Origin of the sequence: uncultured Paracoccus sp. (assembly GCF_947496875.1) — a bacterium.
In the GTDB taxonomy this organism is placed as follows: domain Bacteria; phylum Pseudomonadota; class Alphaproteobacteria; order Rhodobacterales; family Rhodobacteraceae; genus Paracoccus.
Map to the genome: position 1 here is coordinate 1 of NZ_CANMEH010000011.1, position 24,105 is coordinate 24,105.

The following is a 24,105-nucleotide window of genomic DNA, read 5'->3' on the forward strand; positions in this document are numbered from 1 at the left end:
ACATAACCCTCGAAAACAACGGAAAAATCCGGCCGCAGCCGGATGGAGAGAACGCTTTCGCGAGGGCAAGTGGCGGACGGTGAGGGATTCGAACCCTCGAGACGGTTCCCCGCCTACACACTTTCCAGGCGTGCGCCTTCGACCACTCGGCCAACCGTCCCTGCCCGGCGATGTAGCCGGCAGATCGGTTGCGTGCAAGTCAGAGCTTGGAAATCTTCGACTGCAGGTCGGCAAGCTGGCGGCGGATTGCCTCCATGTCGTCGGGCGCGTCCTTTCGGGCGGCCGTGTCGGCGTCCGCGCCGTCGGGTTCGGTGCCGCTCGACCCCGCGGGCAGCGTCCAGCCGCCCATCATGGCGCGCAGGAACAGCTTCTGCTGCCGCTGCAGGGCTTCGAACCCCGGCATCGCCGCCATCGGCGACTTGAGCTGCGTCATCTGCTCCATCATCTTGGACTGGCCTTCCCGCAGCATCTCGAAGCTCGCAGCTAGGAATTGCGGCACAACCGACTGCGCTTGGGTGGTATAGCTGCGCACCAGATCGGTCAGCACGTCCAAGGGCAGCACGTTCTCGCCCCGGCTTTCGTGCTCGGCGATGATCTGGAGCAGGTATTGCCGCGTCAGGTCGTCGCCGGACTTCAGGTCGATGATCCGCACCTCGCGCCCGGAACGGATGATCCGCGCGATCTCGTCCAGCGTCACGTAATCCGACGTCTCGGTGTTGTAGAGCCGCCGGCTGGCATAGCGCTTGATCGTCAGGGGCTCGGCGGGCGCGGTGCCCGGCTGCCGGGCTGCGGTCGAATGGTCATTCTGCATGTGCGAATGATGGGAGCGCCCTCGGCGGATTGCAAAGGGAAAATGTCTGGCGCGCGCCGGCGTCAGGCGCGCTGAACGCGAAAAAAGGGGACGGCCAGTGGGCCGCCCCCTTCAACTCAGGCCACAGCGACTGCTGCAGCGCAGCTGCGATCAGCCCTTGTTTTCGGTCGAGCCGGTGGTTCCACCAAAGTTGGTGCTGGCCGTGCGGGCGGCGCTCTGCACGTCGCGGGTCACGTTCTGGGCAACACGCTGGGCGTCCGACGCCGCGTCCTTGCCGGCGTTCAGCATCAGGTCGACGGTTTCCATCTGAACCTTCTTGGCCACTTCGGCATACGCCGCCATGTGCTGCGAAGCGATCTCGGTGGCGGCGGTGGCGAAGTCGCTCATCGCCTTGGCGTATTCGGCCGGCTGCTCACGCGCGGCGGACAGCTCGCCCAGACGAGCGATCGCGTCGCGGGCCCACTGGGCCGAGATCTCGGTCGAACGCTCGGCGGCTTCCAGCGCGACACGGCTCATCTTTTCGCCAAGCGCGGTCTGGGTCTTAAACGCCTCGGTCATCGACGAGTTGTCGATCGGCAGATTGGACATCATGTCCTGGAAGTTCTTGGTGAAGTCGGGGGTCTTTGCCATTTCGATGCTCCTGCATATCCGTCAGTGGTCCGGGCGACCAGTTCGGTCACCAGTCGATATACTTGCTGCGGTGCAGCATTTCAACCTTTTTTTGCTGCACCGCAGCATTTCAGGCCAGTTCCCGCACATAGCTGCCGGGCGCTGCCTCGATCACCTGCGACGGATGGCGCGCTGCCACCATGTCGCCGGATTGCCTTGCCAGCCACGCTTCCCACACCGGCCACCAGCTGCCCTTGTGGAACGCGGCCTTGGCCTTCCAGTCCTCGGGCGTGTCGATGTCGTCGTCGGCACTTCCGATGTAGTGGCCGTATTTCTCGCGGCCCGGCGGATTGACGATCCCCGCGATGTGGCCCGATTCGGACAGCAGGAACGTCTTGTCATGCGATCCCATCATCGACACGCCCCGCCAGCTGTCGACCCAGGGCGCGATGTGATCGCCCTCGCACGCGACCGCGCACACCGGGACCGTCACCTCTGACAGCCGGACCTTGTGCCCCAGAACCTCGAAGCCTTCGGTGGCGAGCTTGTTCTCCTGGCAGACGCCGCGCAGATAATCCGTGACCATCCGCGCCGGCAGGTTGGTGCCATCGCCGTTCCAGTAGAGCAGGTCGAAGGCCGGCGGCGAGTCCCCCATCATGTAGTGGCGGACCGCCGGTCCCCAGACCAGGTCGTTGGCGCGCAGAAAGCTGAAGGTGCGCTGCATGATGCGCGACGCGAGATAGCCGGCGCGCTGGACCTCCTCCTCGATGCCGCTGAGAAAGTCGTCCTGCAGATAGGTCGTGAACTCCCCCATTTCGGAGAAATCCGTCAGTGTGGTGAAGAAGGACGCGGACCGCACCTGATCGTCGCCCCGCTGGGCAAGCAGACCGAGCGTCATCGACAGCGTGGTCCCGGCGATGCAGTAGCCGACGGCATTCAATTGCGGCTGCTCGGTCAGGTCGCGGATCTTCTGGAACGCCGACAGATAGGCGGCAACATAGTCCTCCATCCCGACATTCGCATGTTCCCGCGTGGGATTCTTCCACGACACGACGAAAAGCGTGTACCCCTTGTCGACAAGCCAGCGGATCAGGCTGTTCTGCGGCTTGAGGTCAAGGATGTAGAACTTGTTGATCCACGGCGGCAGGATCACCAGCGGAACGGCGTGGACCTGTTCCGTCGTCGGTGAGTACTGGATCAGCTCGAACAGGTCTTCGCGGTGGACCACGGCTCCCGGGGTGGCGCCGATGTTCTGGCCCACGGCGAAGGCGTCACGGTCGGACAGCGACACGACCAGTTCGCCGCCGCCATGCTCGATGTCGGCGACCAGGTTTTCCAGTCCCCGCACCAGGCTTTCGCCTTCGGTCTCGATCGCCCGGGCCAGCGCGTCCGGGTTCGTGGCCAGGAAGTTGGTCGGCGCCATCATGTCGATCATCTGCCGCGTAAAGAACTCGATGCGGCGGCGCTCGACCGCGTCCTCGATGGGCAGATCGGCCGCGGCACGCCGCAGGGCTTCGGCGTTGATCCGGTACTGCTCGCGCACATAGGCGAAGAATGGATTGGTCCGCCACAAGGGGTTGCTGAACCGCTTGTCGCTTTCGTCGTCCTTCCTGACCGCCGGCGCCGCGATGCCGCGCTGCATGAACGCCGATTGCGTGTCCGCAAGGTTCCGCAGCGTGTCGCCCCAGTAGCGGACCTGGTGCTCGATCAGCCGCGCGGGCTGCTGCGTCGCCAGCCGCATCCAGCCGGTCGCCGCCGCGGCGTAGAAGTCCGTCCCCGGCCCCTCTATCCCTTGAACGTGCAAGGGACGGCGGGCCAGGGCCTGCATCAGCCGCTGGCTCAGTTCCTCGATACGCTGGATGTTCTCGGCTATACGGCCGGGCAGCGGCACATCGCCGGCCGCCTCGCCTGTCGCACCGCTCTGCCCACCATCCGGCACAGCCTGGCCCGAGGAACCGGTCGACCCCACGCCAGCGGTCCTGGTCATGTCGTCCGAAGCGGGTGCGTCCGTTTGTGAAGCAGGTTCCGGGCCGGGACGGCTGCCCCCACCGTCTACTTGCCCGTCATGTCCCTCCGGACCCATGTCCCCGGACGCAGGCGCATCGGCTTCCGAGGCGCGGCCACCATCGTCTTCGCTGCCGTCGCCCTCGCCTGCGGCATCCATCGCCTGTGCGGCCTGGTTGATTGCCCCGGATGCGGGCGCGTCGGCTTCCGATACATGCTCGTCGCCGCTGGAAAGAGGCGTGCTCATGCCAAGGCGCCCGCCATTCTCGGCGGCATGTACCATGTCGTCGGATGCAGGCGCGTCGGCCTCCGAGGCGTGACCATCATCGGCTCCCTCGCCGGCGTTGTCGCCCGTAGCACCCGCTCCTTGGGGGGCCTGCTGCATTGCGTGGGATGCCGGCGCGTCGGCTTCCGACACGTGCTCGTCACCGCTCGTCAGAGGAGTGCTTGTCTCACCGCGCCCGCCGTTCTCGGCGACATGCACCATGTCCTCCGATGCCGGTGCGTCGGCCTCCGACACGTGATCTTTCTGATCCATCGCAACCTCGCTGGACTCCGTGACGGCGCCCTTCTTTCGGTGTGTCATCCGGCGTGTTCCGGTACGCAGGTCTGACCGATCGGGCGTCCTGGCACGGGCCGGAACGGTCGGACGGGTGGCAGGTTCGCGGCGCGGCTGCGACGGCTTGGCTGGCCGTGACGCACCGTTCTGATCAGCGTTCGCAGCACCCGCGCCAGACGTGCTGTCCTGTGCTGCGTCTGCCGGGCGACCGCGATCCACCGAGCCGGAAGAGGCCTCCGCCGGACTACCCGCACCCGATGATTTCTTTGGATTTCCAGCCTTGGACCGCCCCCGCCGTCCCGCGCCAGCCTTCGGTTCGTCGTTGCCGTCCGAATCCCGTCCGCTTGCCATTACGTCGCATTCTCCCGCTACCCTGCCCTTCTTAGCAGATTGACATGCGCGGACGAGAGCGTAAAGGCACGGTTACACGCAAACAAGCACTGGGGGCTTAGATGGCTTACAAGGGCCTGCGAGGCATCGTGTCGTATGATGCGATGGAAACGATGCGCAACACCAACGAATGGTTGGGCGCCTCGGCGCGGGCGTTGGCGTCCTATCCCATCTTTGCCATGATCCCTCATCCCGCATTCAAGATGATGAGCGCCTGGGGACGGGTGACGGAACGCAGCTTCGCGCGGATGGTCATCAAGCCGGACTGGGAAATTCCGCCGATCCCCGGTGCCGAAGGCCAGGACCACCTGGTCTATGTCGAGAGCGAACTGAAGAAGCCGTTCGGGAGCCTGCTCCGGTTCCGCGTCGCGCGGCGCGAACCGATGGAACGCCGGGTGCTGCTGGTTGCCCCGATGTCGGGCCACTATGCCACGCTGCTGCGGTCCACCGTGACCTCGCTGCTGCCCGATTGTGACGTGTGGGTCACCGACTGGCACAACGCCCGCGACATCCCGGTGAGCGAGGGCAAGTTCGACGTCGAGGACTATACCGCCTATCTGGTCGACTTCATCAAGCATCTCGGGCCGAACCTGAACGTCATCGCCGTCTGCCAGCCCGCCCCGCTGGCACTGGCGGCAACGGCCGTTCTGGCTGAAACCGATCCGGCCGCCCAGCCCCGCACCCTGACGCTGATCGGCGGTCCGATCGATCCGGACGCGGCCGCAACCGAGGTCACCGACTTCGGCAATCGGGTCACGATGGGCGAACTGGACGCCTTCATGATCCAGCAGGTCGGGTTCAAGTATCGCGGCGCGGGGCGGATGGTCTATCCCGGGCTGGCGCAGTTGGGCTCGTTCATCGCGATGAACTCGGAGACGCACAGCAAGGCCTTCATCGAGAAGATCCTCGCCGAGGCGCGCGGCCAGGCATCGGAAGGTGACAAGCACAACACCTTCTATGACGAATACCTGGCGGTCATGGACATGACGGCCGAATTCTACCTGTCGACCGTCGAACGCATCTTCAAGAACCTTGAGATCGCGCAGAACCGGTTCACCGTGAATGGCCAGCTCGCCGATATCGGCAAGATCAAGGACGTTGCGGTCATGACGGTCGAGGGCGGGAACGACGACATCTCGGCCCCCGGTCAGTGCGTCGCCGCACTGCAGCTGTGCAGTGGCGTCCCCGAGTCCAGGAAGGCCGAGCACCTGGAACCGAACGCGGGACACTACGGAATCTTCGCGGGCAAGAGCTGGCGGCTCAACATCCGGCCCTTGGTCCTCGACTTCATCGACGAACATTCGGCCAGCGCGCCGCAACCCGACGAACCGCCGCGGCGCAAGCGTCAGCGTGGCGGCCAGGTCGTCGGCGATACCCGCCGCGGCGGACCGGCGGACGACCGCAAGATCGCGGTCTGACCACACTTATGCTTTCCCCGTCCGGGTTTCCGTGGAACCCGGGCGGCGGCCGGCCGTTGGATGGCGACCCTGCGGTGGAGAGAGTGTGATGGCGGACAAGGCGACATTCTGGGAACGGCTGAAGGACGTGAACGCCGGCATGCTGGGGTGCGCACCCCACTGGAAGTTGGCGCCGATGTCCCATTACGCGGACCCGGACGCATCGGCCCTGTGGTTCATCACGGCCGACGGCACCGAGTGGGTGCAGGCGGTGTCGGCAGGCCCGCAGAAGGCGGTTCACTGCGTCTCGTCAGCGGGCCAACATCTTTATGCCCGGATCGAGGGCGAGCTGTCGCTGTCGAACGATCGCCAGAAGCTCGACGAGATCTGGAACGCCGTTGCCTCGAGCTGGTTCGAGGACGGCAAGCGCGACGAGGACGTGCGCCTGCTCAAACTGTCGATGACCGGCGCCGAGGTCTGGGCCACCACAGGATCGGCAGGTTTCCTGTACGAGATCGCCAAGGCCAAGCTGACCGGCGCCAAGCCTGACATGGGCGAGCACTTCGTGCTGGCGTTCTAGTCCTTCTCGCCTGCCGGTCGACGGCGGGCGTCACACGCTTGCAAGGCGGTCCGGGTCCGGGCATAAGCCGCTTCGCGGGCGGTTAGCTCAGTTGGTAGAGCGTTTCGTTTACACCGAAAATGTCGGGGGTTCGAGCCCCTCACCGCCCACCATCCGCACCTTCTGCCTGCGTCACTTCAGGCTCAGCGTTCCCCGAGGGTCTTGCGGGCCGTGGCGATCAGCCGCCATAGTTCCGCACGGGTCTGCCGGCCGAACAGCGCCTCGTCCCCGGCGATGAAGGTCGGCGTCCCGATCAGCCCCATATGGTCCGCAAGGTCGAGTGAGGTCGTCAGATGATCTTTGACCCACTGCGCGTTCATGTCGGTCCGCAGCCGGGTCTCGTCCAGGCCGATCTTGCGCGCGGTGGCGATCACCGAAGCTTCCTCGGCGCGCCCCCGGATGCTCATCAGCGACCGGTGGAACGGCCAGTACTTTCCCTGCTCCAGTGACGCGAGCGATGCCTTGGCGGCAAAGACCGACCCTACGCCGAACACCGGCAGTTCGCGGAACACGACGCGCAGGTTCGGGTCCTCGCCGATCAGCGCCTCGACCTCGGCCGACATCGGCCGGCAATGCGGGCAGTTGTAGTCGAAGAATTCGGTCAGCGTGACGTCGCCCCTGGGATTGCCGAGCACCGGCGCCTGCGGATCGCGCTCCAGCGCCTTGCGCAGCTCCGTGGGCATCGGATTGCTGCTCGGGGCGGCGGCGGCGGGACTAAGCCCCAGCACGGAGCCGCCCACGAGCGCGGCGGCACCGGACAGCGTCTGGCGACGCGTCAGACATGGAACAGGGGGCATGCGCTTATTTCTCTCTGGATATGGATGACCGTTGCGTGCAGCATGCCCCAGACCGCCGGTCAGCGACACGTCCGGCTGATCACCATGAGTCGCAAAGCCGTGAGTTAGCCGCTTCCAGGTTTGCCCGCCCAGCGAGTGATGACTTCCTTACCTATCTCGCCCGACGGGAAATTTGGCGAAATATCGCCGCTTTGCGCCGTTTCGGAGCGCGTCTTTGTTGAGGATCGGCAACCGAGGACCCAGAATATTGCCGTGGGTTCGTGACTGACGTATGGCGTCCCATTCCTCGTATCGGGTGTAAATCGTGAAGCGTCGCGTTTTCGTTGGCTCGCTGGCCGCCGCTGCAATCGGCACGACCGCGCTTCGCCCCGGCGTGCTCGGCGCCCAGTCGGTGGCCCCCCCGGCGGATCAGCCCGCACCGGATCTTCCGCTCCCTGGGTTCGGGTTCGACACGGTCGTCGGCTTCGCCCGCGAGTTGGCGCAGCAGGAACATGTTCCGCTGACATCGACGCTGGACGTGCCGTTCAAGGACCTGGGCTATGATGCCTATCGGGGCATCCGGTTCCGGCGCGAGGCTGACCCGTGGCAGGACCTGCCCGGCTGGGGTCTGGACCTGCTGCCGCCCGGAATGCTCTACACTGATCCGGTGCGGATCAGCCTAGTCGACCAAGGGGTGGTTCGCCCCCTGCCGTTCGACCCGTCCGTGCTTACCTACGACGCGAACGCCTTTCCCGCCGACGCGGCGCAACAGCCTCCAGGTGACATGGGCTGGTCCGGCTTTCGCCTGCGGACGGTGCTGAACCGCCCCGGCACCCTGGACGAACTGGCCGTGTTTCAGGGGGCGAGCTATTTCCGGGCGCTGGGACGGGGCAATCGCTACGGGCTGTCGGCGCGCGGTCTGGCGCTGGGGACCGGGACGGCCGAGGGCGAGGAGTTCCCCCGCTTTCGCGAGTTCTGGATCCACACCCCCGACCCGACGGCGGGCACCGTGACCGTTCACGCGCTGCTGGACAGCCCCTCGGTCGCCGGTGCGTTCGAATACGTGATCGCACCCGGCGACGATACCGTATTTGCGTGCCGGACCGCGCTGTTCCCGCGCCGGGACCTGGCAGACGTGGGCGTCGCTCCGCTTACCTCGATGTTCTGGTTCGGGCCGGCTGACGATGCCGCCCAGGACGATTATCGACCTGCGGTGCATGACAGCGACGGGCTGCAGATGATCACCGGTGCGGGTCAGCGGCTTTGGCGGGTCCTCAACAACCCCCCTACCCTTCAGATCTCGTCCTTCATCGATTCCGACCCGCGCGCCTTCGGTCTGATGCAGCGCGGCCGTGACTTCCGGATCTATCAGGATGCCGAGGCCGCCTATCAGCTGCGCCCCTCGGCCTGGGTCACCCCACGCGGAAGCTGGGGCGACGGATCCGTCACGCTGGTCGAGATTCCGGTGGAGAGCGAATTCCACGACAACATCGTGGCGTTCTGGACCCCCGCGCAGCCACTGCTGGCCGGCGAACAGGCCAGCTTCGACTATGACATCCGCTTCGGCTTCTCGCCGGCGGATGCAGGTCCGTTTGCGCAGGTCCGGCAGACGATGGTTGGCCGGGCCGTGAACACCAAGGGCGCCCACACCTTCGTCGTCGATTTCGACGCCGCCGCGTTCGACTCGGAGACCGAGCCGCAGCCCGTCGTCACGGCCAGCGAAGGCCGGATCGAGCATCCCTATCTGATCCGGCTTTCGGCCGAGCGGCTGATCCGGCTGGCGTTCGAGTTCCTGCCCGACGGGGCAGAACTTGCCGATCTCACCGCGCGGCTCGACGGTCCCGACGGGCCGCATTCCGAGACCTGGATGTTCCGCTGGGTCAGGGACTGATCCGTGGAGACACTGCCACCTCTGGACCGCCTGGAGCCACATCCGGTTCTGGAACACGCCGGCCCCCTGCCCCCCGAAGCGCCTGTGGCGATGCCGGAGCAGGATTTCCGGGCCGCCCCGCCACCCGGTCCAGCCCGGCAGCGCCCGGACCGCCGGACGATCATGGCGCGGCTGATCGCGTTCGGCGGTGCCGCGGCGATCACGATTGCCGGGTTCTGGCACATGCTGCAGGCGCTCGGCACGACCCAGCCGCTGCAATACGTGCTGCTGGTGCTCTTCACGCTGACCTTCGGCTGGATCGGCTTCAGCTTTTCGTCGATGCTCGCGGGCCTGCTGGTGCGTCCGCCCGTCACGCCCGCGGGTCCGGGCTGCGCGCGCATCGCGATCGTCATGCCGGTGTACCACGAGGATCCCCGCACCAGCCTGTCGTTCCTGGCAGCTCTGGCCCAGGACATCGCGGCCGACGGGCTGGCGGACCGGACCGAGATCTTCGTTCTCTCCGACAGCCGTGATCCCGCCTATTTCGTGCCCGAGACGCTGGCCGTGGCGGCCCTGCGCGAAATCTGCCCGATTCCGGTCTGGTATCGCCGCCGCGACGACAATGTGGGGCGCAAGGCCGGCAACATCGCCGAATTCGTCCGGCGCTGGGGCGGGCGCTACGACCAGATGGTCGTGCTGGATGCCGACAGCGTCGTGTCCGGGCGGGTGGTGGCCGAGATGAGCGCGCGCATGTCCGCCGACCCTGCGCTGGCGCTGATCCAGACGATCCCCATCCTCGTGGGCGGGCAAACGATCTATTCGCGGGTGATCCAGTTCGCCGGGCGTGTCTATGGCCCGCCGATTGCACGGGGCGTCGCCGCGTGGTCGGGGGACAACGGCAATTTCTGGGGCCACAACGCGATGATCCGGGTGCAGGCCTTTGCCGAAACCTGCGGCCTGCCGGAACTGCCGGGACAGCCTCCCTTTGGTGGCACCATCATGTCGCATGACTTCGTCGAGGCGGCGCTGCTGCGGCGCGCCGGCTGGAAGGTGCGGCTGGACTGGGACCTGCGGGCCAGCTATGAGGGCAGCCCACCCACGCTGCTGGACATGGCCGTCCGGGAACGCCGCTGGGCGCAGGGGAATCTGCAGCATCTGCGGCTGATCGGCGCGCGCGGCTTTACCTGGATCAGCCGGGCGCATTTCGTGATCGGGGTGATGGGCTTCGTGATGAGCCCGATCTGGCTGGCGATGATCGTCGTCGGGCTGGTCCTTACCGCCAACACCATCCTGTCCACGCCGCAGTATTTTCCGCAGAGCTACCAGCTGTTTCCCGACTGGCCGACCTTTGACCCGGCGCGGATGAAATGGCTGTTCGCCGCGGCCATGGCGCTGCTGTTGCTGCCCAAGTTCGTTGCCGTGGCGCGGGCCTGGCGCCGGCCGCTGGCAGCTGCATCGGGGGGACGGCGCCGCCTCTTTGCCAGCGCCCTGTTCGAGATCGTCATGTCGGCCCTGATCGCGCCGGTGCAGATGCTGATCCAGACGCGGCAGATCCTGGACATCCTGCTGGGCAGGTCATCGGGATGGGACAGTCAGGTGCGCAAGGGCTCGATGCCGCCCTGGCCGATCGTCCTGCGGCGTCACTGGAATCATGTCGGATGGGGGCTGCTGATCGCGGTCCTGATCGTCTACCTGTCGCCCGGCCAGCTGGTCTGGCTGTCGCCGATCCTGATCGGCCTGATCCTCGCCCCCGCCGTGTCGCGGTGGAGCGCGTCGGCCGTGCTGGGTCGTTGGACGCGCATGGCCGGGCTGCTGGTCACGCCCGAGGAACGGCATCCGCCCGCTATCATGACGGCGTCGGTCGGTCACGCGCGGCGGCTGCGCACACCGCCCGATGTCCTGACCCGGCTCGGCTGGGACGGCCGCCTCCGCTCGCGCTACCTGCAGCTGCTGCCCGATCCCGTGGCCCGTCCAGCCGCCGAGCGGCTGCCTGCGATCGCCGCGGACGCCAAGATTCGAAGCGCCGCCAGCCAGCGCGAGGCGCTGTCCTTCCTGGAGGCGAGCGAACGGGCGGCGCTGTTTTCCCAGGCCGATCTGCTGACCTGCTGGTCCGCGCTGCCACGATGAACCGCATCCTGGCCCTAGACATGCTGCGCGGCTACGCGCTGATCAGCATCATGCTGAACCACATGCCTGCCGGGGTGCTGCGCGAGGTCACGCTGGCGAATTTTGCGATCTTCGACGCGGCGGAGCTGTTCGTCCTGCTGTCGGGATTCCTGGTTGGACTGGTCTGGCGCAAGGTCCAGGCCATCGAGGGGATGCGGGCCGCGCAGAGGCGGTTTGCCCGCCGCACCGTGCAGGTCTGGCTGGCCCTGGTGATCGGCGGCGTCCTGGTGGCGCTGCTGTCTCGGCTGCTCTTCGGCATGGGGTTGCACCACACCGCGGTGTGGTCGGAATACGCCGCGTGGATCACCCGCGATCCTTTGGGCTATGTGGGTGCCATTGCCCTGATGTGGCTGCAGCCGAACCTCGTGGACGTACTGGCGCTGTATGTGCTGCTGCTCGCCGCGGCCCCGCTGGCCGTTCCGGCCCTGCTGCGCTGGCCGGTGCCGTTTGCGGCCGCGTCCGCCGGGGTGTGGCTGCTCGGCGGGCCGCTGAACGACCTGCTGCCCAACCACCGGTCGGACGGGGGAATGCTGTTCAACCCCTTCGGGTGGCAGATGCTGTTCTTCGCGGGTGTCGCGATCGGGCTGTTCCGGCAGGCAATCCTCGCGTGGCTCAGCCGCTGGTCGCGGCTGGTGACGATGATTGCCACAGCGGTGGCGCTGTACAGTGCCGGCATGGTCCTGCTGTGGCGCTTCGGACCGGATGCCAAGCGGATTGCCGATCTGATGTGGCACGCGGTGGGCCAGGTCGACAAATGGTCGCTGGACGGGATGCGCTTTGTGGCGGTGCTCGCCTGGGCGTGGCTGGTGTCGGTGCCGCTGAGCGGGCCGCTCGGGCGTCTTGCGGCCATCGCCCCAGGGCGCGCCATGGCAACGATCGGGCGGGGCGGGCTGGTGTCGTTCGTCGCCTGCGTTCTGCTGTCGCTGCTGGGCGATGCGCTGGCGACAAATCCCGCCGGAAGCAGCGTGCCGCGCCGGCTGGCAGTCGATCTGTGGACCATCGGCGCGCTGTGGCTGGTTGCCGAACTCTGGCTGAACCGGGCTCTGTATCTGGGCCGGCGACAGCCCCGCCTGCACCCGGCCGAGTAGGCGTTCCGGGCGGCGCCCCCGTCCAATTCTCTTGTGCACGGGTCCGCCATCGGCCACGATCCGCTGGTCGGAAGGAGCCGGCAAGGTGTCCGCGACGCAAGGGAGGAAAGATCGATGAAAGCAATGATGACCGCCGTACTGGCGATGGGCCTGGCGGTCCCCGCCACGGCCGAGACGTTGAAGGCAAGCCACCAGTTCCCCGGCGGCAAGGGCGATGCGCGCGACGAGATGGTGCAGATGATCGCGCGCGAGGTTGCCGCCGCCGATGTCGATCTGGAGATCCGGGTCTATCCCGGAGAGTCGCTCTACAAGGCCAAGGAGCAGTGGGGCGCGCTGGAAAAGGGCCAGCTGGATATCACCAGCTTTCCGCTGGACTACGCCTCGGGCCGGGTCCCGCAATTCTCGATCACGCTGATGCCGGGCCTGGTGCGCAACCACGAACGGGCGGCGCGGCTGAACGACTCCCCGTTCATGGAGGAGATGTACGAGTTGATCGAAGCGAACGGCGCGATGGTGCTGGCCGATGCCTGGCTGGCCGGCGGCTTTGTCAGCAAGAAGAACTGCATCACCGGCCCGGACAGCATCAAGGGACAGGTCAGCCGCGCCGCCGGACCGGCGTTCGAACAGATGCTGGTCGGCGCCGGGGCCTCGATCAGTTCGATGCCGTCGTCGGAAATCTACACCGGCATGCAGACCGGGGTGCTGGACGGGGCCTCGACCTCATCGGGGTCGCTGGTCAGCTATCGCCTGCAGGAACAGGCCAAATGCGTGACCATCCCGGGCGAGAACGCGCTGTGGTTCATGTACGAGCCGGTGCTGATCTCCAAGGGGACCTGGGAAAAGCTCAGCCCCGAACAGCAGCAGGCGCTGACCGAAGCGGGACAGAAGGCGGAAGACTGGTTCGCCGAGCAGGCCCCCAAGCTGGACGCCGAGATGGAGCAGGTGTTCAAGGATGCCGGCGTCGAGATCGCCTCGATGTCCCCCGAAGACTACGAGGCCTGGATGAAGATCGCCGAGGAAACGACCTTCGCCAATTTCGCCAAGGACGTCGAAGGCGGTCAGGAACTGCTGGACGCGGCACGCGCGGTCGAGTGATCCGAACAGGGCGGCCGGTTCGTGCGGCCGCCCATCCGGTCTGACCAGGGGGGGTCGATGTACGTCTTTGCCCACGCCGTCGCGGCGCTGTCGCGACTCTGCGGTGCGCTGGCGATGGTTCTGCTGGCGTCGGCCGTGCTGGTCGTCAGCCAGATGGTGGTGATCCGCTATTTCCTGAACGCCTCGACCGTCTGGCAGACCGAGTACGTCATCTACGCCGCGACCGCCGCCACCATGCTGGGGGCGCCGTACGTCGCGCTGCTGGGGGGTCATGTGGGCGTCGATGTCGTCACCGAGCGCATGGGGCGCGGCGGGCGGACCGTCAGCCGGATCATCGCGGCGCTGGCCTCGATGGTGTTCATCGCAGCGGTGTTCTGGTCCGGCGCACTGTTCCTGTGGGAGACGATCGAAAACGGCTGGACGACCGACACGGTTTGGAAACTGCCGCTGTGGATCCCGTTCTGGCCGGTGCCGTTCGGGTTCGGCGTGCTGCTGCTGCAATACGTGGTCGAGATCATGGCGGCCCTGAACCCCGACCTCGACGACCGGCTGCGCGCCGACATCGCGGGGCTGCATCCGGGCGAGGTCGGCGCCGAAGCGCTGCTGTCAATGCCTGACGACCTGCCGCGAAAGGGACACTGAGATGTCGGTGATGATGTCGGGCCTGATGGTGCTTGCCGCGCTGCTGATCCTGCTGGCGGTCGGCACGCCCGTGGGATTCACCCTGGGCGCCATCGCGGTCGGCGCACTGGTGCTGACCGACGGGTTCGACGCGGTCGAAGGCGTGGCGGAGACGTTCTTTGCCGGGCTCGCGAACTTTGGCATGGTGTCGGTGCCGATGTTCATCCTGATGGGGGCCGCGGTCGCGTCGTCGCCGGCCGGAAAGGACCTGTACGAGGCGCTGGACCGCTGGCTGTATCGCGTTCCGGGCGGGATGGTGCTGTCCAACATCGGGGCCTGTGCGCTGTTCGCGGCGCTGTCCGGATCGTCGCCCGCGACCTGCGCCGCCATCGGCAAGATGGGTATCCCCGAGATGACCAACCGCGGCTATCCCAACACCCTCGCCGCCGGATCGATCGCCGCGGGCGGGACGCTGGGGATCCTGATCCCGCCGTCGGTCACCATGATCGTTTACGGGATTGCCACCGAGACCTCGATCGGGCGGCTGTTCCTGGCTGGAATGATCCCCGGCCTCATGCTGACCGTGATGTTCATGGCCTGGGCGCTGTTCGATTGCTGGCGGCGCGGGCTGGGACTGGCGGATCTCACCCGCCGGTACAGCCTGCGCGAACGGATGCAGGCCCTGCCCCGGGTTTTGCCGTTTCTTCTCATCGTCGCGCTGATCCTCTTCGTTCTCTATGGCGGCGTCGCCACCCCGTCCGAGGCGGCGGGCGCCGGGGCGCTGATCTGCCTGGCGCTGGCGATCGTCATCTACCGGATGTGGCGGGTCCGGCCGATCGTCGACATCTTCCGCGACACGATCCGTGAAAGCGTGATGATCATGGTCATCATCGGGGCCGCCGAGCTGTTCAGCTTTGCCCTGTCGTCGATGTTCATCACCCAGTCCATCGCGGACTGGATCGCCGGGCTGGACGTGAACCGCTGGGTGCTGCTGGCCATCATCAACGTCTTTCTGCTGGTCGCCGGGTTCTTCCTGCCGCCGGTGGCAATCATCCTGATGACCGCGCCGGTGCTGATCCCGCTGCTTTCCAGCCAAGGGTTCGACCCCTACTGGTTCGCGGTCATCCTGACGATCAACATGGAAATCGGGCTGATCACCCCGCCGGTCGGCCTGAACCTGTATGTCATCAACAGCATCGCCCCGCAGATCACGCTCCGCGAGGTGCTGGTGGGCTCCCTGCCCTTCGTCATGCTGATGATCCTGGCGATCGTGATCCTGTCGATCTTTCCGCAGATCGTGACGGTGCTGCCCGATCTGGTCATGGGGCCGGCCGCATGATCGGGGAAGTCATCCGCCCGGCCCGGCTGTACGACCGGCTGTCCTCTCTGGTGGACCTGTCCGCCCGGGTGATCCGCCGGCCCGGCCGCAGCACCGCCGAGGATCCGCGCGGCGCGCTGGAAACCGCTTTGCGTGCCCTGCCCTCGATGCGGTCCGAGACACGGGCGCTGGCCACGGCGACGCAGATCCTGACCGGGTACGACACGCTCGACGCGGACGGGCGACTGTGGTTCTTTCGCCTGCTGCGGGACGGGTTCGACCCCGATCCGGAGGCGCTGGCCGCGGCCGCCCGCGAATATGCCGACACGCGCGATCATGCGTCGCTGCAGCGGCTGACCACGCTGGCCGAACCGCCGCGCCAGGAAGTGCTGCGCCGCCTGAATGCCGTCGCCGGGGGCACCGCACAACTGGTCGCGATGCGGGCCGACCTGCTGGCGCTGCGCGACACCGGCGAGGATTTCGCCCGGCTGGACGCCGATCTGCGCCACCTGCTGCGCAGTTGGTTTAACCGCGGTTTCCTGATGCTGGTGCGGATCGACTGGACCAGTCCGGCCAGCCTGCTGGAAAAGCTGATCCAGTACGAAGCCGTCCACGAAATCCAGGGCTTTGCCGACCTGCGCCGCCGCGTCCTGCCACCGGATCGGCGCTGCTACGCGTATCTGCATCCCGCCATGCCGGACGATCCGCTGATATTCGTGGAGATCGCGCTGATGCGCGGCCTGCCGAACTCGATCCAGGCGATCACCGCCGTCGACCGGCCGCACCTGGCCGCGACCCTGGCCGACACGGCCGCGTTCTATTCCATCTCGAACTGCCAGGAGGGGCTGGCCGGGATCAGCTTCGGCAATCTGCTGATCAAGAACGTGGTCGCCGAACTGCAGCGCGAACTGCCGAACCTGACCCGCTTTGTCACGCTGTCTCCGATGCCGGGGCTGCGCCGCTGGCTGGAGGAACAGGCCGCCGGAAACCGGCAGGCCGCCGAGGTGCTGGACCGGCGCAACCACCCCGCCCTGCCCGGGTTGGCAGCGCATTACCTGCTGAAGGCCCGGGATCGCGCCGGCCGGCCGCGTGACCCGGTCGCGCGATTCCACCTGGGGAACGGCGCCGAGGCCCATCGCGTCATCCCCGACGCGGACCGGTCGGACCGCGGCATCGCCCAGTCGCTGGGCATGATGGTGAACTATCTGTACGACCTGCCGCGCATCGATGCGCGGCACGACGCATTCACCGAAAAAGGCATCGTGGCAGCGCCGGGTGCCTTGGCCGAACTGGCCCGCAGCGCCGCCCAGCCGGAAGGAGAGCCGAGATGACCAACCATCTGTACGAGGCGCTGATGGGCCAGCGGTCCGGCGACCAGCGTCCCTTGCTGATCCTGGCCGATGGCGGGACGATCAGCTACGCGCAGATGCACGAACGGTCCGGCCAGATCGCGAACCTGCTGAGCGGTTCGGGCGTGCAGCCCGGCGACCGCGTCGCGGTGCAGGTCGAAAAATCTCCCGAGGCCCTTGCCCTCTACTTGGCAACGCTGCGGGCCGGCGCGATCTTTCTGCCGCTGAACACTGCCTATACCGGGGCAGAGGTCGGGTATTTCATCAGCGACGCGGAACCGGCGCTGATGGTCTGCGATCCGAGGCGGGAGGAGGAGATGCGCGCGATCGGCGGGACTGCCCGACTGCTGACCCTCGACGGGGCGGGACGCGGAACACTTGCCCACGGCGCGGACCAGCAGCCCGCCGCGCAGCAGCCGGTCGCACGCGACGCCGGGGACCTTGCCGCCATTCTCTACACCTCGGGCACCACGGGACGGTCCAAGGGGGCGATGCTGTCGCATGACAACCTTCTGTCGAACGCCCGGACGCTGCAGGATTACTGGCGGGTCACGGCCGACGACGTGTTGCTGCACGCCCTGCCGATCTTTCACACGCACGGGCTGTTCGTCGCGTCGAACACGCTGATGCTGGCGGGCGGGTCGATGATCTGGCTGCCCCGGTTCGATGCCGCGCAGGTCGTCGGCCTGCTGCCGCGCGCCACGATGATGATGGGTGTCCCGACCTTCTATACCCGCCTGCTGGACCGCGACGATTTCACCCGCGAGACCGCCGCTGGCATGCGGGTGTTCATTTCCGGATCCGCCCCGCTGCTGGCCGAGACGCACCGTGCGTTCGAGGCGCGCACCGGGCATCGCATCCTGGAACGCTACGGGATGACCGAAACCAACATGAACACCTCGAACCCGTACGAGGGCGAGCGCCGCGCCGGCACGGTCGGGTTTCCGCTGCCCGGGGTCGAGTTGCGGATCATGGGCGACAAGGGCGAGCTGGCGGACGGCGAGATCGGGATGATCGAGGTGCGCGGCCCGAACGTCTTTCAGGGCTACTGGCGCATGCCCGAGAAGACGGCGGAGGAGCTGCGTCCGGACGGCTGGTTCATCACCGGCGACCTGGGGATGCGCGATGCCGACGGCTATGTCACCATCGTCGGGCGGGGCAAGGATCTGGTCATCTCGGGCGGGTTCAACGTCTACCCGAAAGAGGTTGAGTTGCTGATCGACGACCTGCCGGGGGTGCTGGAAAGCGCCGTGATCGGCGTGCCCCATCCCGATTTCGGCGAAGCCGTCGTGGCGGTGATCGCGCGCCAGCCCGGGGCCGACCCGAACCCGACCTCGATCACCGCAGCACTGTCCGATCGGCTTGCGAAGTTCAAGCAGCCGAAACATGTGGTGGTCATCGACGCACTGCCCCGCAACACCATGGGCAAGGTGCAGAAGGCCGCGCTGCGCGCCGAATACCAGCACCTGTTCACCGGCGCCTGAGCGGCGGCTGCCCTGCAGCACCGGGCTGCAGTCAGGTTCTCACCGGCAGGCGGACAGGGCGGTGCCGATCGAGCGGATCAGGGCAGGATAGAACCCCGGCCCGGGCGGGATGCCGGAGCCCAGCGGATCGATGACCGCGGTCTTGACCTCCATGCCCTCGAACACCGTGGCTAGCAGGTCCGGATCGAATTGCGGCTCGCTCAGCGCGCAGGTGACCTGCAGCGCCGCAACCCTGTCCTTCAGCGCGACGATGCGGCCGGGCCCGGGGGCCGAGGCATCGCCGAGGGTGATCGCGCCCGCCGCCGGCAGATCGAAGTGCCGCTCCAGGTACTGGAACGCGTCGTGGAACACGATATAGCGCAGGTCCGACAGTGGCTGCAGTTGCGCGCGGACCTCGGCCGCCGCGGCCTGGACCTCGGCGATGCCGTCGGCAGCGTTGGCGCCGTAGGTCTGCGCGTTCTCCGGGTCGATGCGTGACAGTTCGGCCGCAATGGCTGTCATCCATGCCGCACCATTGTCGGGGTCGAGCCAGGCATGCGGGTCGATGCCCGTATGATCATGGCCCTGTTCCGCACCGTCCTGATCCCCCGACGGGGTCTCGGCCCCATGATCATGCGCATCGAAAGTGACGCCTTCGCGCAGTGGCAGCGTCGTGGTGCCGCCGACAGCCAGCAATTCGATGCGCCGCGCATCGGGGGCAAGGGTCTCGACCGATTTCATCAGCCAGGGGGTCAGTTCAGGTCCCACGAAGAACACCACCTGCGCGTCCGACAGCGCCGAGGCGTGGGACGGGCGCAGCGCATAGCCGTGCGGCGAGGCGCCGGGGTCGACCAGCAATGTGGGCGTGCCCAGCCCCTGCATCACCCGCGCCACCAGGCCCTGAACGGGCGCGATGTCCGTCACCACGCCGGGCACAGCCGCAGCGACTGGCGCAGTTGGGAGCAGGGCAAGCAGCGAAAGCAGGCTGGCAGTCAGGCAAGGGCGTGACACGGGGACACCTCGGCTGTAATCTCCGCGACCGATACTGTATAACATATCGTCCGTCGAGCGGAGATGCCGATGCATGACCACGATCTTTGCATTGCCGAGGCAATGGCCCGCGCCCAGCGACGCTGCCGCGCCGACGGCTTGCACCTCACGCCCGTGCGCCGGCGCGTGCTGGAGATCCTGCTGGAGGAACACCGCGCCATGGGCGCCTACGAGATCCTGGACCGGCTGCGGGCCGAGGGGCTGGGCAGCCAGCCGCCGGTCGCCTACCGGGCGCTGGACTTCCTGATGAAGCACGGCTTCGTGCACCGGATCGAGACGCTGAACGCCTTTGTCGCCTGCACCGAGCGACCCGGCTCGGCGGACAGCCACGTCCCCGGTTTCCTGATCTGCCGCACCTGCCGGAGGGTGATCGAGACCTGCGTCGACACCGGCGGCGGGCGGCTGGAAACGGCCGCCGCCGGTGCCGGGTTCGCGATCGAACACGCCATCCGCGAGGCTGCGGGCCGGTGCGCCGATTGCCGGAGTGCGGCATGAGAGCGTCCGCCAACGCGCCGCCGCTGGTGGAACTGGTCGGGGTGTCCGTCGATCTCGACGGTCAGCCCGTGCTGGACCGGGTCGACCTGACCGTCCGCCGCGGCCAGATCGTCACCATCGTCGGCCCGAACGGGTCGGGCAAGTCGACGCTGGTTCGCGCGATCATCGGCGCCGTTGCGCCCACGGCCGGGACGCTGCGCCGAGGGCCCGGTCTGACGATCGGCTATGTTCCCCAGCGGCTTGCGATCGACCCGTCCATGCCGATGACCGTCGCACGCTTCATGAACCTGCCCAGGCGGCGGCCGGGGGCAGAGATCGCCGCCGCCCTGCACGACGCCGGGTTGCCGGACGTCGGCCGGCGCCAGATCACCGACCTGTCCGGGGGCCAGTTGCAGCGGGTCCTGCTGGCCCGGGCGCTGCTGGACGGGCCGGACCTGCTGATCCTTGACGAAGCGACGGCCGGGCTGGACCAGCCCGGCATCGCCGCGTTCTACGCCCGCATCGAGCAGGTCCGCGCCGACCAGGGTTGTGCCGTTCTGATGGTCAGCCACGACCTGCAGATCGTCATGCGCGCCTCCGACCACGTCGTCTGCCTGAACGGCCATGTCTGCTGCGAGGGCGCCCCCGAAATCGTCAGTTCGCTGCCGGGATATCGCCGCCTGTTCGGGGACGGGCAGGCCGACACGCTGGCGGTCTATCGCCATCACCACACCCACAGCCACGACCACCCGGATCCGGACCCCGCGACACGCTCCGCGGCGCCTCCTGCCAGGGACGACGCGGCCTGATGCCGGCAGACTTCATGATCCGTGCCGCCTTGGCCGGGATCGGACTGGCGCTGGCCTGTGCGCCGCTGGGCTGCTTCGTGGTCTGGCGGCGCATGGCCTATTACGGGGATGCCACCGCGCATGCGGCGCTGCTGGGGGTCGCGCTGTCGCTGGCCTTCGCTCTGCCGCTCTATCCGGCGGTGATCGCCGTGGCGCTGGTGGTCGCGGGGCTCGTCACCGGGCTCTCGGGCCGGCACCACGCCACCGACACCCTGCTGGGCGTTCTGGCGCATGGCACCCTGGCCGCAGGGCTCGTGGCCGTGTCGTTCGTGCAGGGCGTGCGGGCGGATCTGATGGCCTATCTGTTCGGCGATATCCTTGCGGTGACGCGGGGCGACCTGCTGACGATCTGGCTGGGCACCGGTGCCGTCCTGGCGCTCCTTGCCTGGCGCTGGTCGGGGCTGCTGATGGCCACCGTGTCGCCGGAAATGGCGGTCGCGGCGGGGATCCGCCCGCGGCTGGAACAATGGGCGTTGAACATCGCCCTGGCGCTGGTCGTCGCCGCCGGTATCCGGATCGTCGGGGCACTGCTGATCAGCGCCATGCTGATCATTCCGGCCGCCGCCGCCCGGCCGCTGGCCCGCACACCCGAGGGGATGGCGCTGGCGACCGGGGTGCTGGGCACGGTCGGGGTCTTCGGCGGCCTGACCGCAGCATGGCACGCCGACACGCCGACAGGCCCCACGATCGTCTGCGCCGTTGCCATTCTGTTCGTGCTGAGCGTGCTGGCCTCCAGCCTGCGGTCCGCGCGACAGCGGCGTTGATCCTCTGCCTGCAGCCTTGTTGCAGCACGAACTTGCTCATAACAAAGATCAAGCTGCTTTGAAGAAGTTGCGCGGCTAACGAGCGTTTTGCGGTCCGCATCGTACGGACACCTGGAGCGTGGAGCGGGATGAGCAGGATCGTGGCTGGTTCGGATGTCTGCGATCCCGCGCTGCCGCCGCGCACCTCTCATCACGCTCAGCAGCTCGGAGCGGCGTCGCGCGGGGCCGACCTGTGCTGGACTGTCCGCCTCGCCGGCGATCACTTGGTCGGCGGCCGACAGGACATCCGCCCCGGAACCGGCCTGCTCGGCCCTGACCATCTCTACCATCATTCTGTCCCGCAGCTGATCGAACCCCATCGCGTCCAGCCCCCCCGGGCGATGCTTCAGTCGCACTGGACCTGGACCCACTCGGATCGCCGACTGGCGGCCCTGACTGACAAGGCACGCGGCGGCTGTGCCGGAAAGGTATCCGCATGACCATCGACATCCTGCCGGTACGTGCCCGGCCCGTTGCGTCCGTCCCCGTTGCGTCCGTTCCGGCGCCGCTGATCTGTTTCTCGCATCTGCGCTGGGACTTCGTCCTGCAGCGGCCGCAGCATCTGATGGACCGCTTTGCCGCGGATCGCCGGGTGCTGTTCTGGGAGGAGATGATCCCGGTCGATCACCATCTGCCCTATCTGGAATTCCACGCCTTCCCCCGGACCACCGTGCAGGCGATCCGGCCCCGGGTGCCGCGGCATTTCTCGCCGGAGGAGACGCTCTGGGCGCTGTCCGGGCTGCTCGACCAGATGCTGCGGCTGACCGGGATCGAGAAGCCGGTAATGTGGTTCTACACGCCGCAGATGTGGCCCTTTGCCCGGCATGTGGATGCCAGCGCCATCGTTTACGACTGCATGGACGAGCTGGCGCAGTTCCGCTTTGCCCCGCCCGACCTGCGCCAGAACGAGGCGGATCTGATGGCGGCGGCGGATGTCGTGTTCACCGGCGGCTACAGCCTGTTCGAGGCCAGGCGCCTGCAGCACGACAACATCCACCCGTTCCCGTCCAGCGTCGAGGCGGGCCATTTCGCCGCCGCGCGCACGGCGCTGCCCGCGCCCGGCGACCAGGCGGGGATCCCGCATCCGCGCCTGGGCTATTACGGCGTCATCGACGAGCGGCTGGACCTGCAGCTGATCCGCGACACCGCCGCGGCCCGCCCCGACTGGCAGATCGTCATGGTCGGGCCGGTCGCCAAGATCGCGCCGGGCGACCTGCCGCAGGCGCCGAACATCCACTGGCTGGGGCAAAAGACCTATGCCGAGCTGCCGGCCTATCTGGCCGGCTGGGACGCGGCGCTGATGCCGTTCGCGATCAACGAGGCCACCCGCTTCATCAGCCCGACCAAGACCCCGGAATACCTGGCCGGCGGCCGGCCGGTCGTGTCGACCCCGATCCGCGACGTCATCCGCCATTACGGCGACCTCGACGCGGTGCAGATCGCGGGCGACACCGCCGGCTTCATCGCCGCCTGCGGGGGGGCGCTGGACATGGCCCGCGCGCCCGGCGCCTGGCGGGACCAGGCGGACCGGATGCTCGCGACGCTCAGCTGGGACGCCACCTTCCGGCAGATGGACGGGCTGGTGGCCGAGGCGGTGGAGGCGCGGGCCACCCGGCGCGGGCCGGACCGGTTCCCGGCGCCGGGCATCCGCCGCGGCGGGTCGCGCCCCTACGACGTGGTCGTGGCCGGGGCGGGGTTCGCCGGCGCGGTGCTGGCCGAGCGGCTGGCCGAGGCGTCGAACCGCCGCGTCCTTGTCGTGGACAAGCGCGGCCATGTCGCCGGCAATGCCTATGACCACCACGACAAGGCCGGGATCCTGGTGCACCGCTACGGGCCGCACATCTTCCACACCAACAGCGACGACGTGGTCGACTACCTGTCCCGCTTCACCGCGTGGCGGCCCTATGAGCACCGGGTGCTGGCGCAGGTCGGCGACCGGCGGGTGCCGATGCCGATCAACCGCACCACGGTGAACGCGCTCTACGGGCTGGAGCTGACCACCGAGGCCGAGGTCGCGGCCTTCCTGGCGGCGCAGGCCGAACCGGTGGCCGACATCCGCAACAGCCGCGACGTGGTGGTGAACGCCGTGGGCCGGCGGCTCTACGAGACGTTCTTCCAGGGCTACACCCGCAAGCAGTGGGGGCTGGACCCGTCGCAGCTGGACAAGTCGGTGACCGCCCGCGTGCCGACCCGGACCAGTGCCGACGACCGCTACTTCACCGACAGCTTCCAGGCGATGCCGCGCGACGGCTTCACCCGGATGTTCGAGCGGATGCTGGACCACCCGCGCATCGACCTGGCGCTGGGGCAGGATTACCATGACCTGCCGGACCGCGACCTGGCCCCGCTGACGATCTACACCGGCCCGATCGACGCCTTCTTCGGGCACCGCTTCGGGCACCTGCCCTATCGCAGCCTGCAGTTCCGCCACGAGACGCTGAACCAGCGCCGCCTGCAGGAGGTCGCCGTCGTCAACTACCCGGCCGAGGACGTGCACTGGACCCGGGTCACCGAGTACAAGCACCTGACCGGTCAGGTGCACCGCAAGACCTCGGTCACCTACGAATACCCGTCCGACCGCGGCGATCCCTACTACCCGATCCCGCGCCCGGAAAACCAGGCGCTGTTCAAGCGCTACGAGGCGCTGGCGCTGGAGCGCCCGGACGTGATCTTCGCCGGCCGGCTGGGCAGCTATCGCTACTACAACATGGACCAGGTGGTCGGACAGGCGCTGTCTATCCACCGCCGCCTCGACGCCCGCCTCGCCACCCCGACCATGGTCGCCGGAGAGTAAG

At 67.6% G+C, this 24,105-nt stretch carries 20 protein-coding genes and 2 tRNA genes; 16 read left to right on the forward strand and 6 right to left on the reverse strand.

All coding sequences use genetic code 11. The features are described from left to right. Positions 1–70 precede the first annotated feature (70 nt). From Q0938_RS13280 to phaC, 4 genes are all read right to left on the reverse strand, one after another. Positions 71–160 (reverse strand) — tRNA-Ser (locus tag Q0938_RS13280). A gap of 39 nt (positions 161–199) precedes the next feature. Continuing rightward, on the reverse strand, positions 200–811 hold the full coding sequence (gene phaR, locus Q0938_RS13285) for a polyhydroxyalkanoate synthesis repressor PhaR (RefSeq protein WP_299363134.1): 612 nt from the start codon (positions 809–811) through the stop codon (positions 200–202). 150 nt (positions 812–961) lie between these two features. Then, positions 962–1,441 carry a Phasin gene (locus Q0938_RS13290; protein ID WP_299363135.1) on the reverse strand — a complete coding sequence of 160 codons (480 nt, stop codon included), beginning with the start codon at positions 1,439–1,441 and terminating at the stop codon, positions 962–964. A 109-nt stretch (positions 1,442–1,550) separates the two neighbouring features. Continuing rightward, on the reverse strand, positions 1,551–4,010 hold the full coding sequence (gene phaC / locus Q0938_RS13295; protein ID WP_299363136.1) for a class I poly(R)-hydroxyalkanoic acid synthase: 2,460 nt from the start codon (positions 4,008–4,010) through the stop codon (positions 1,551–1,553). Between the two features lie 440 nt (positions 4,011–4,450). Between phaC and phaZ the strand changes: the two genes are divergently transcribed. The 3 genes from phaZ (at position 4,451) to Q0938_RS13310 (ending at position 6,502) form a co-directional block, all read left to right on the forward strand. Continuing rightward, positions 4,451–5,791 (forward strand): polyhydroxyalkanoate depolymerase, encoded by a 1,341-nt coding sequence (phaZ, locus tag Q0938_RS13300; protein WP_299363328.1) that lies wholly within the window; start codon positions 4,451–4,453, stop codon positions 5,789–5,791. 88 nt (positions 5,792–5,879) lie between these two features. Further along, positions 5,880–6,350, forward strand: a complete 471-nt coding sequence (locus tag Q0938_RS13305) for a pyridoxamine 5'-phosphate oxidase family protein (protein WP_299363138.1) — start codon at positions 5,880–5,882, stop codon at positions 6,348–6,350. A 76-nt stretch (positions 6,351–6,426) separates the two neighbouring features. After that, positions 6,427–6,502, forward strand: a tRNA-Val gene (locus Q0938_RS13310). A 30-nt stretch (positions 6,503–6,532) separates the two neighbouring features. On the opposite strand, the gene Q0938_RS13315 is transcribed toward Q0938_RS13310, so the two are convergent. Further along, a complete protein-coding gene (locus Q0938_RS13315) occupies positions 6,533–7,186 on the reverse strand; it encodes a DsbA family protein (protein WP_299363140.1) in 654 nt (217 codons plus the stop codon). 304 nt (positions 7,187–7,490) lie between these two features. Between Q0938_RS13315 and Q0938_RS13320 the strand changes: the two genes are divergently transcribed. The 8 genes from Q0938_RS13320 to Q0938_RS13355 all read left to right on the forward strand — a co-directional run bounded on the left by Q0938_RS13320 (position 7,491) and on the right by Q0938_RS13355 (position 18,156). Next, positions 7,491–9,056: a glucan biosynthesis protein gene (locus Q0938_RS13320; protein ID WP_299363142.1), complete on the forward strand. Its 1,566-nt coding sequence runs from the start codon at positions 7,491–7,493 to the stop codon at positions 9,054–9,056. Positions 9,057–9,059: 3 nt separating this feature from the next. Further along, complete coding sequence (gene mdoH / locus Q0938_RS13325; protein WP_299363144.1) at positions 9,060–11,162, forward strand: glucans biosynthesis glucosyltransferase MdoH; 2,103 nt, start codon at positions 9,060–9,062, stop codon at positions 11,160–11,162. Next, a complete protein-coding gene (gene opgC / locus Q0938_RS13330) occupies positions 11,159–12,289 on the forward strand; it encodes an OpgC domain-containing protein (RefSeq protein ID WP_299363146.1) in 1,131 nt (376 codons plus the stop codon). The genes mdoH and opgC overlap by 4 nt, the downstream gene beginning before the upstream one ends. Positions 12,290–12,403: 114 nt before the next feature. Beyond that, positions 12,404–13,384 (forward strand): TRAP transporter substrate-binding protein DctP, encoded by a 981-nt coding sequence (gene dctP / locus Q0938_RS13335; protein WP_299363148.1) that lies wholly within the window; start codon positions 12,404–12,406, stop codon positions 13,382–13,384. Between the two features lie 57 nt (positions 13,385–13,441). Continuing rightward, on the forward strand, positions 13,442–14,026 hold the full coding sequence (locus tag Q0938_RS13340) for a TRAP transporter small permease subunit (protein WP_299363150.1): 585 nt from the start codon (positions 13,442–13,444) through the stop codon (positions 14,024–14,026). Between the two features lies 1 nt (position 14,027). Next, on the forward strand, positions 14,028–15,344 hold the full coding sequence (locus Q0938_RS13345; protein WP_299363152.1) for a TRAP transporter large permease: 1,317 nt from the start codon (positions 14,028–14,030) through the stop codon (positions 15,342–15,344). Then, the gene (locus Q0938_RS13350) at positions 15,341–16,654 is read left to right on the forward strand and encodes a malonyl-CoA decarboxylase (RefSeq protein ID WP_299363154.1); all 1,314 of its coding nucleotides are present in this window, start codon (positions 15,341–15,343) and stop codon (positions 16,652–16,654) included. The genes Q0938_RS13345 and Q0938_RS13350 overlap by 4 nt, the downstream gene beginning before the upstream one ends. After that, complete coding sequence (locus Q0938_RS13355; RefSeq protein ID WP_299363156.1) at positions 16,651–18,156, forward strand: malonyl-CoA synthase; 1,506 nt, start codon at positions 16,651–16,653, stop codon at positions 18,154–18,156. Before Q0938_RS13350 ends, Q0938_RS13355 begins: the two co-directional genes overlap by 4 nt. A gap of 39 nt (positions 18,157–18,195) precedes the next feature. Here the strand turns inward: Q0938_RS13355 and Q0938_RS13360 are convergent, their stop codons facing one another. Further along, positions 18,196–19,146 carry a zinc ABC transporter substrate-binding protein gene (locus Q0938_RS13360; protein ID WP_299363158.1) on the reverse strand — a complete coding sequence of 317 codons (951 nt, stop codon included), beginning with the start codon at positions 19,144–19,146 and terminating at the stop codon, positions 18,196–18,198. Positions 19,147–19,215: 69 nt separating this feature from the next. Here Q0938_RS13360 and Q0938_RS13365 point away from each other — a divergent pair, with 69 nt between their 5' ends. The 5 genes from Q0938_RS13365 (at position 19,216) to glf (ending at position 24,104) form a co-directional block, all read left to right on the forward strand. Beyond that, positions 19,216–19,680 (forward strand): transcriptional repressor, encoded by a 465-nt coding sequence (locus tag Q0938_RS13365; RefSeq protein WP_299363160.1) that lies wholly within the window; start codon positions 19,216–19,218, stop codon positions 19,678–19,680. Then, positions 19,677–20,468: a metal ABC transporter ATP-binding protein gene (locus tag Q0938_RS13370; RefSeq protein ID WP_299363161.1), complete on the forward strand. Its 792-nt coding sequence runs from the start codon at positions 19,677–19,679 to the stop codon at positions 20,466–20,468. The genes Q0938_RS13365 and Q0938_RS13370 overlap by 4 nt, the downstream gene beginning before the upstream one ends. Then, positions 20,468–21,271: a metal ABC transporter permease gene (locus Q0938_RS13375; RefSeq protein ID WP_299363164.1), complete on the forward strand. Its 804-nt coding sequence runs from the start codon at positions 20,468–20,470 to the stop codon at positions 21,269–21,271. Before Q0938_RS13370 ends, Q0938_RS13375 begins: the two co-directional genes overlap by 1 nt. A 128-nt stretch (positions 21,272–21,399) precedes the next feature. Continuing rightward, positions 21,400–21,750 carry a hypothetical protein gene (locus Q0938_RS13380; RefSeq protein WP_299363167.1) on the forward strand — a complete coding sequence of 117 codons (351 nt, stop codon included), beginning with the start codon at positions 21,400–21,402 and terminating at the stop codon, positions 21,748–21,750. After that, positions 21,747–24,104, forward strand: a complete 2,358-nt coding sequence (gene glf, locus Q0938_RS13385) for a UDP-galactopyranose mutase (protein ID WP_299363170.1) — start codon at positions 21,747–21,749, stop codon at positions 24,102–24,104. The genes Q0938_RS13380 and glf overlap by 4 nt, the downstream gene beginning before the upstream one ends. Position 24,105 lies beyond the last annotated feature (1 nt).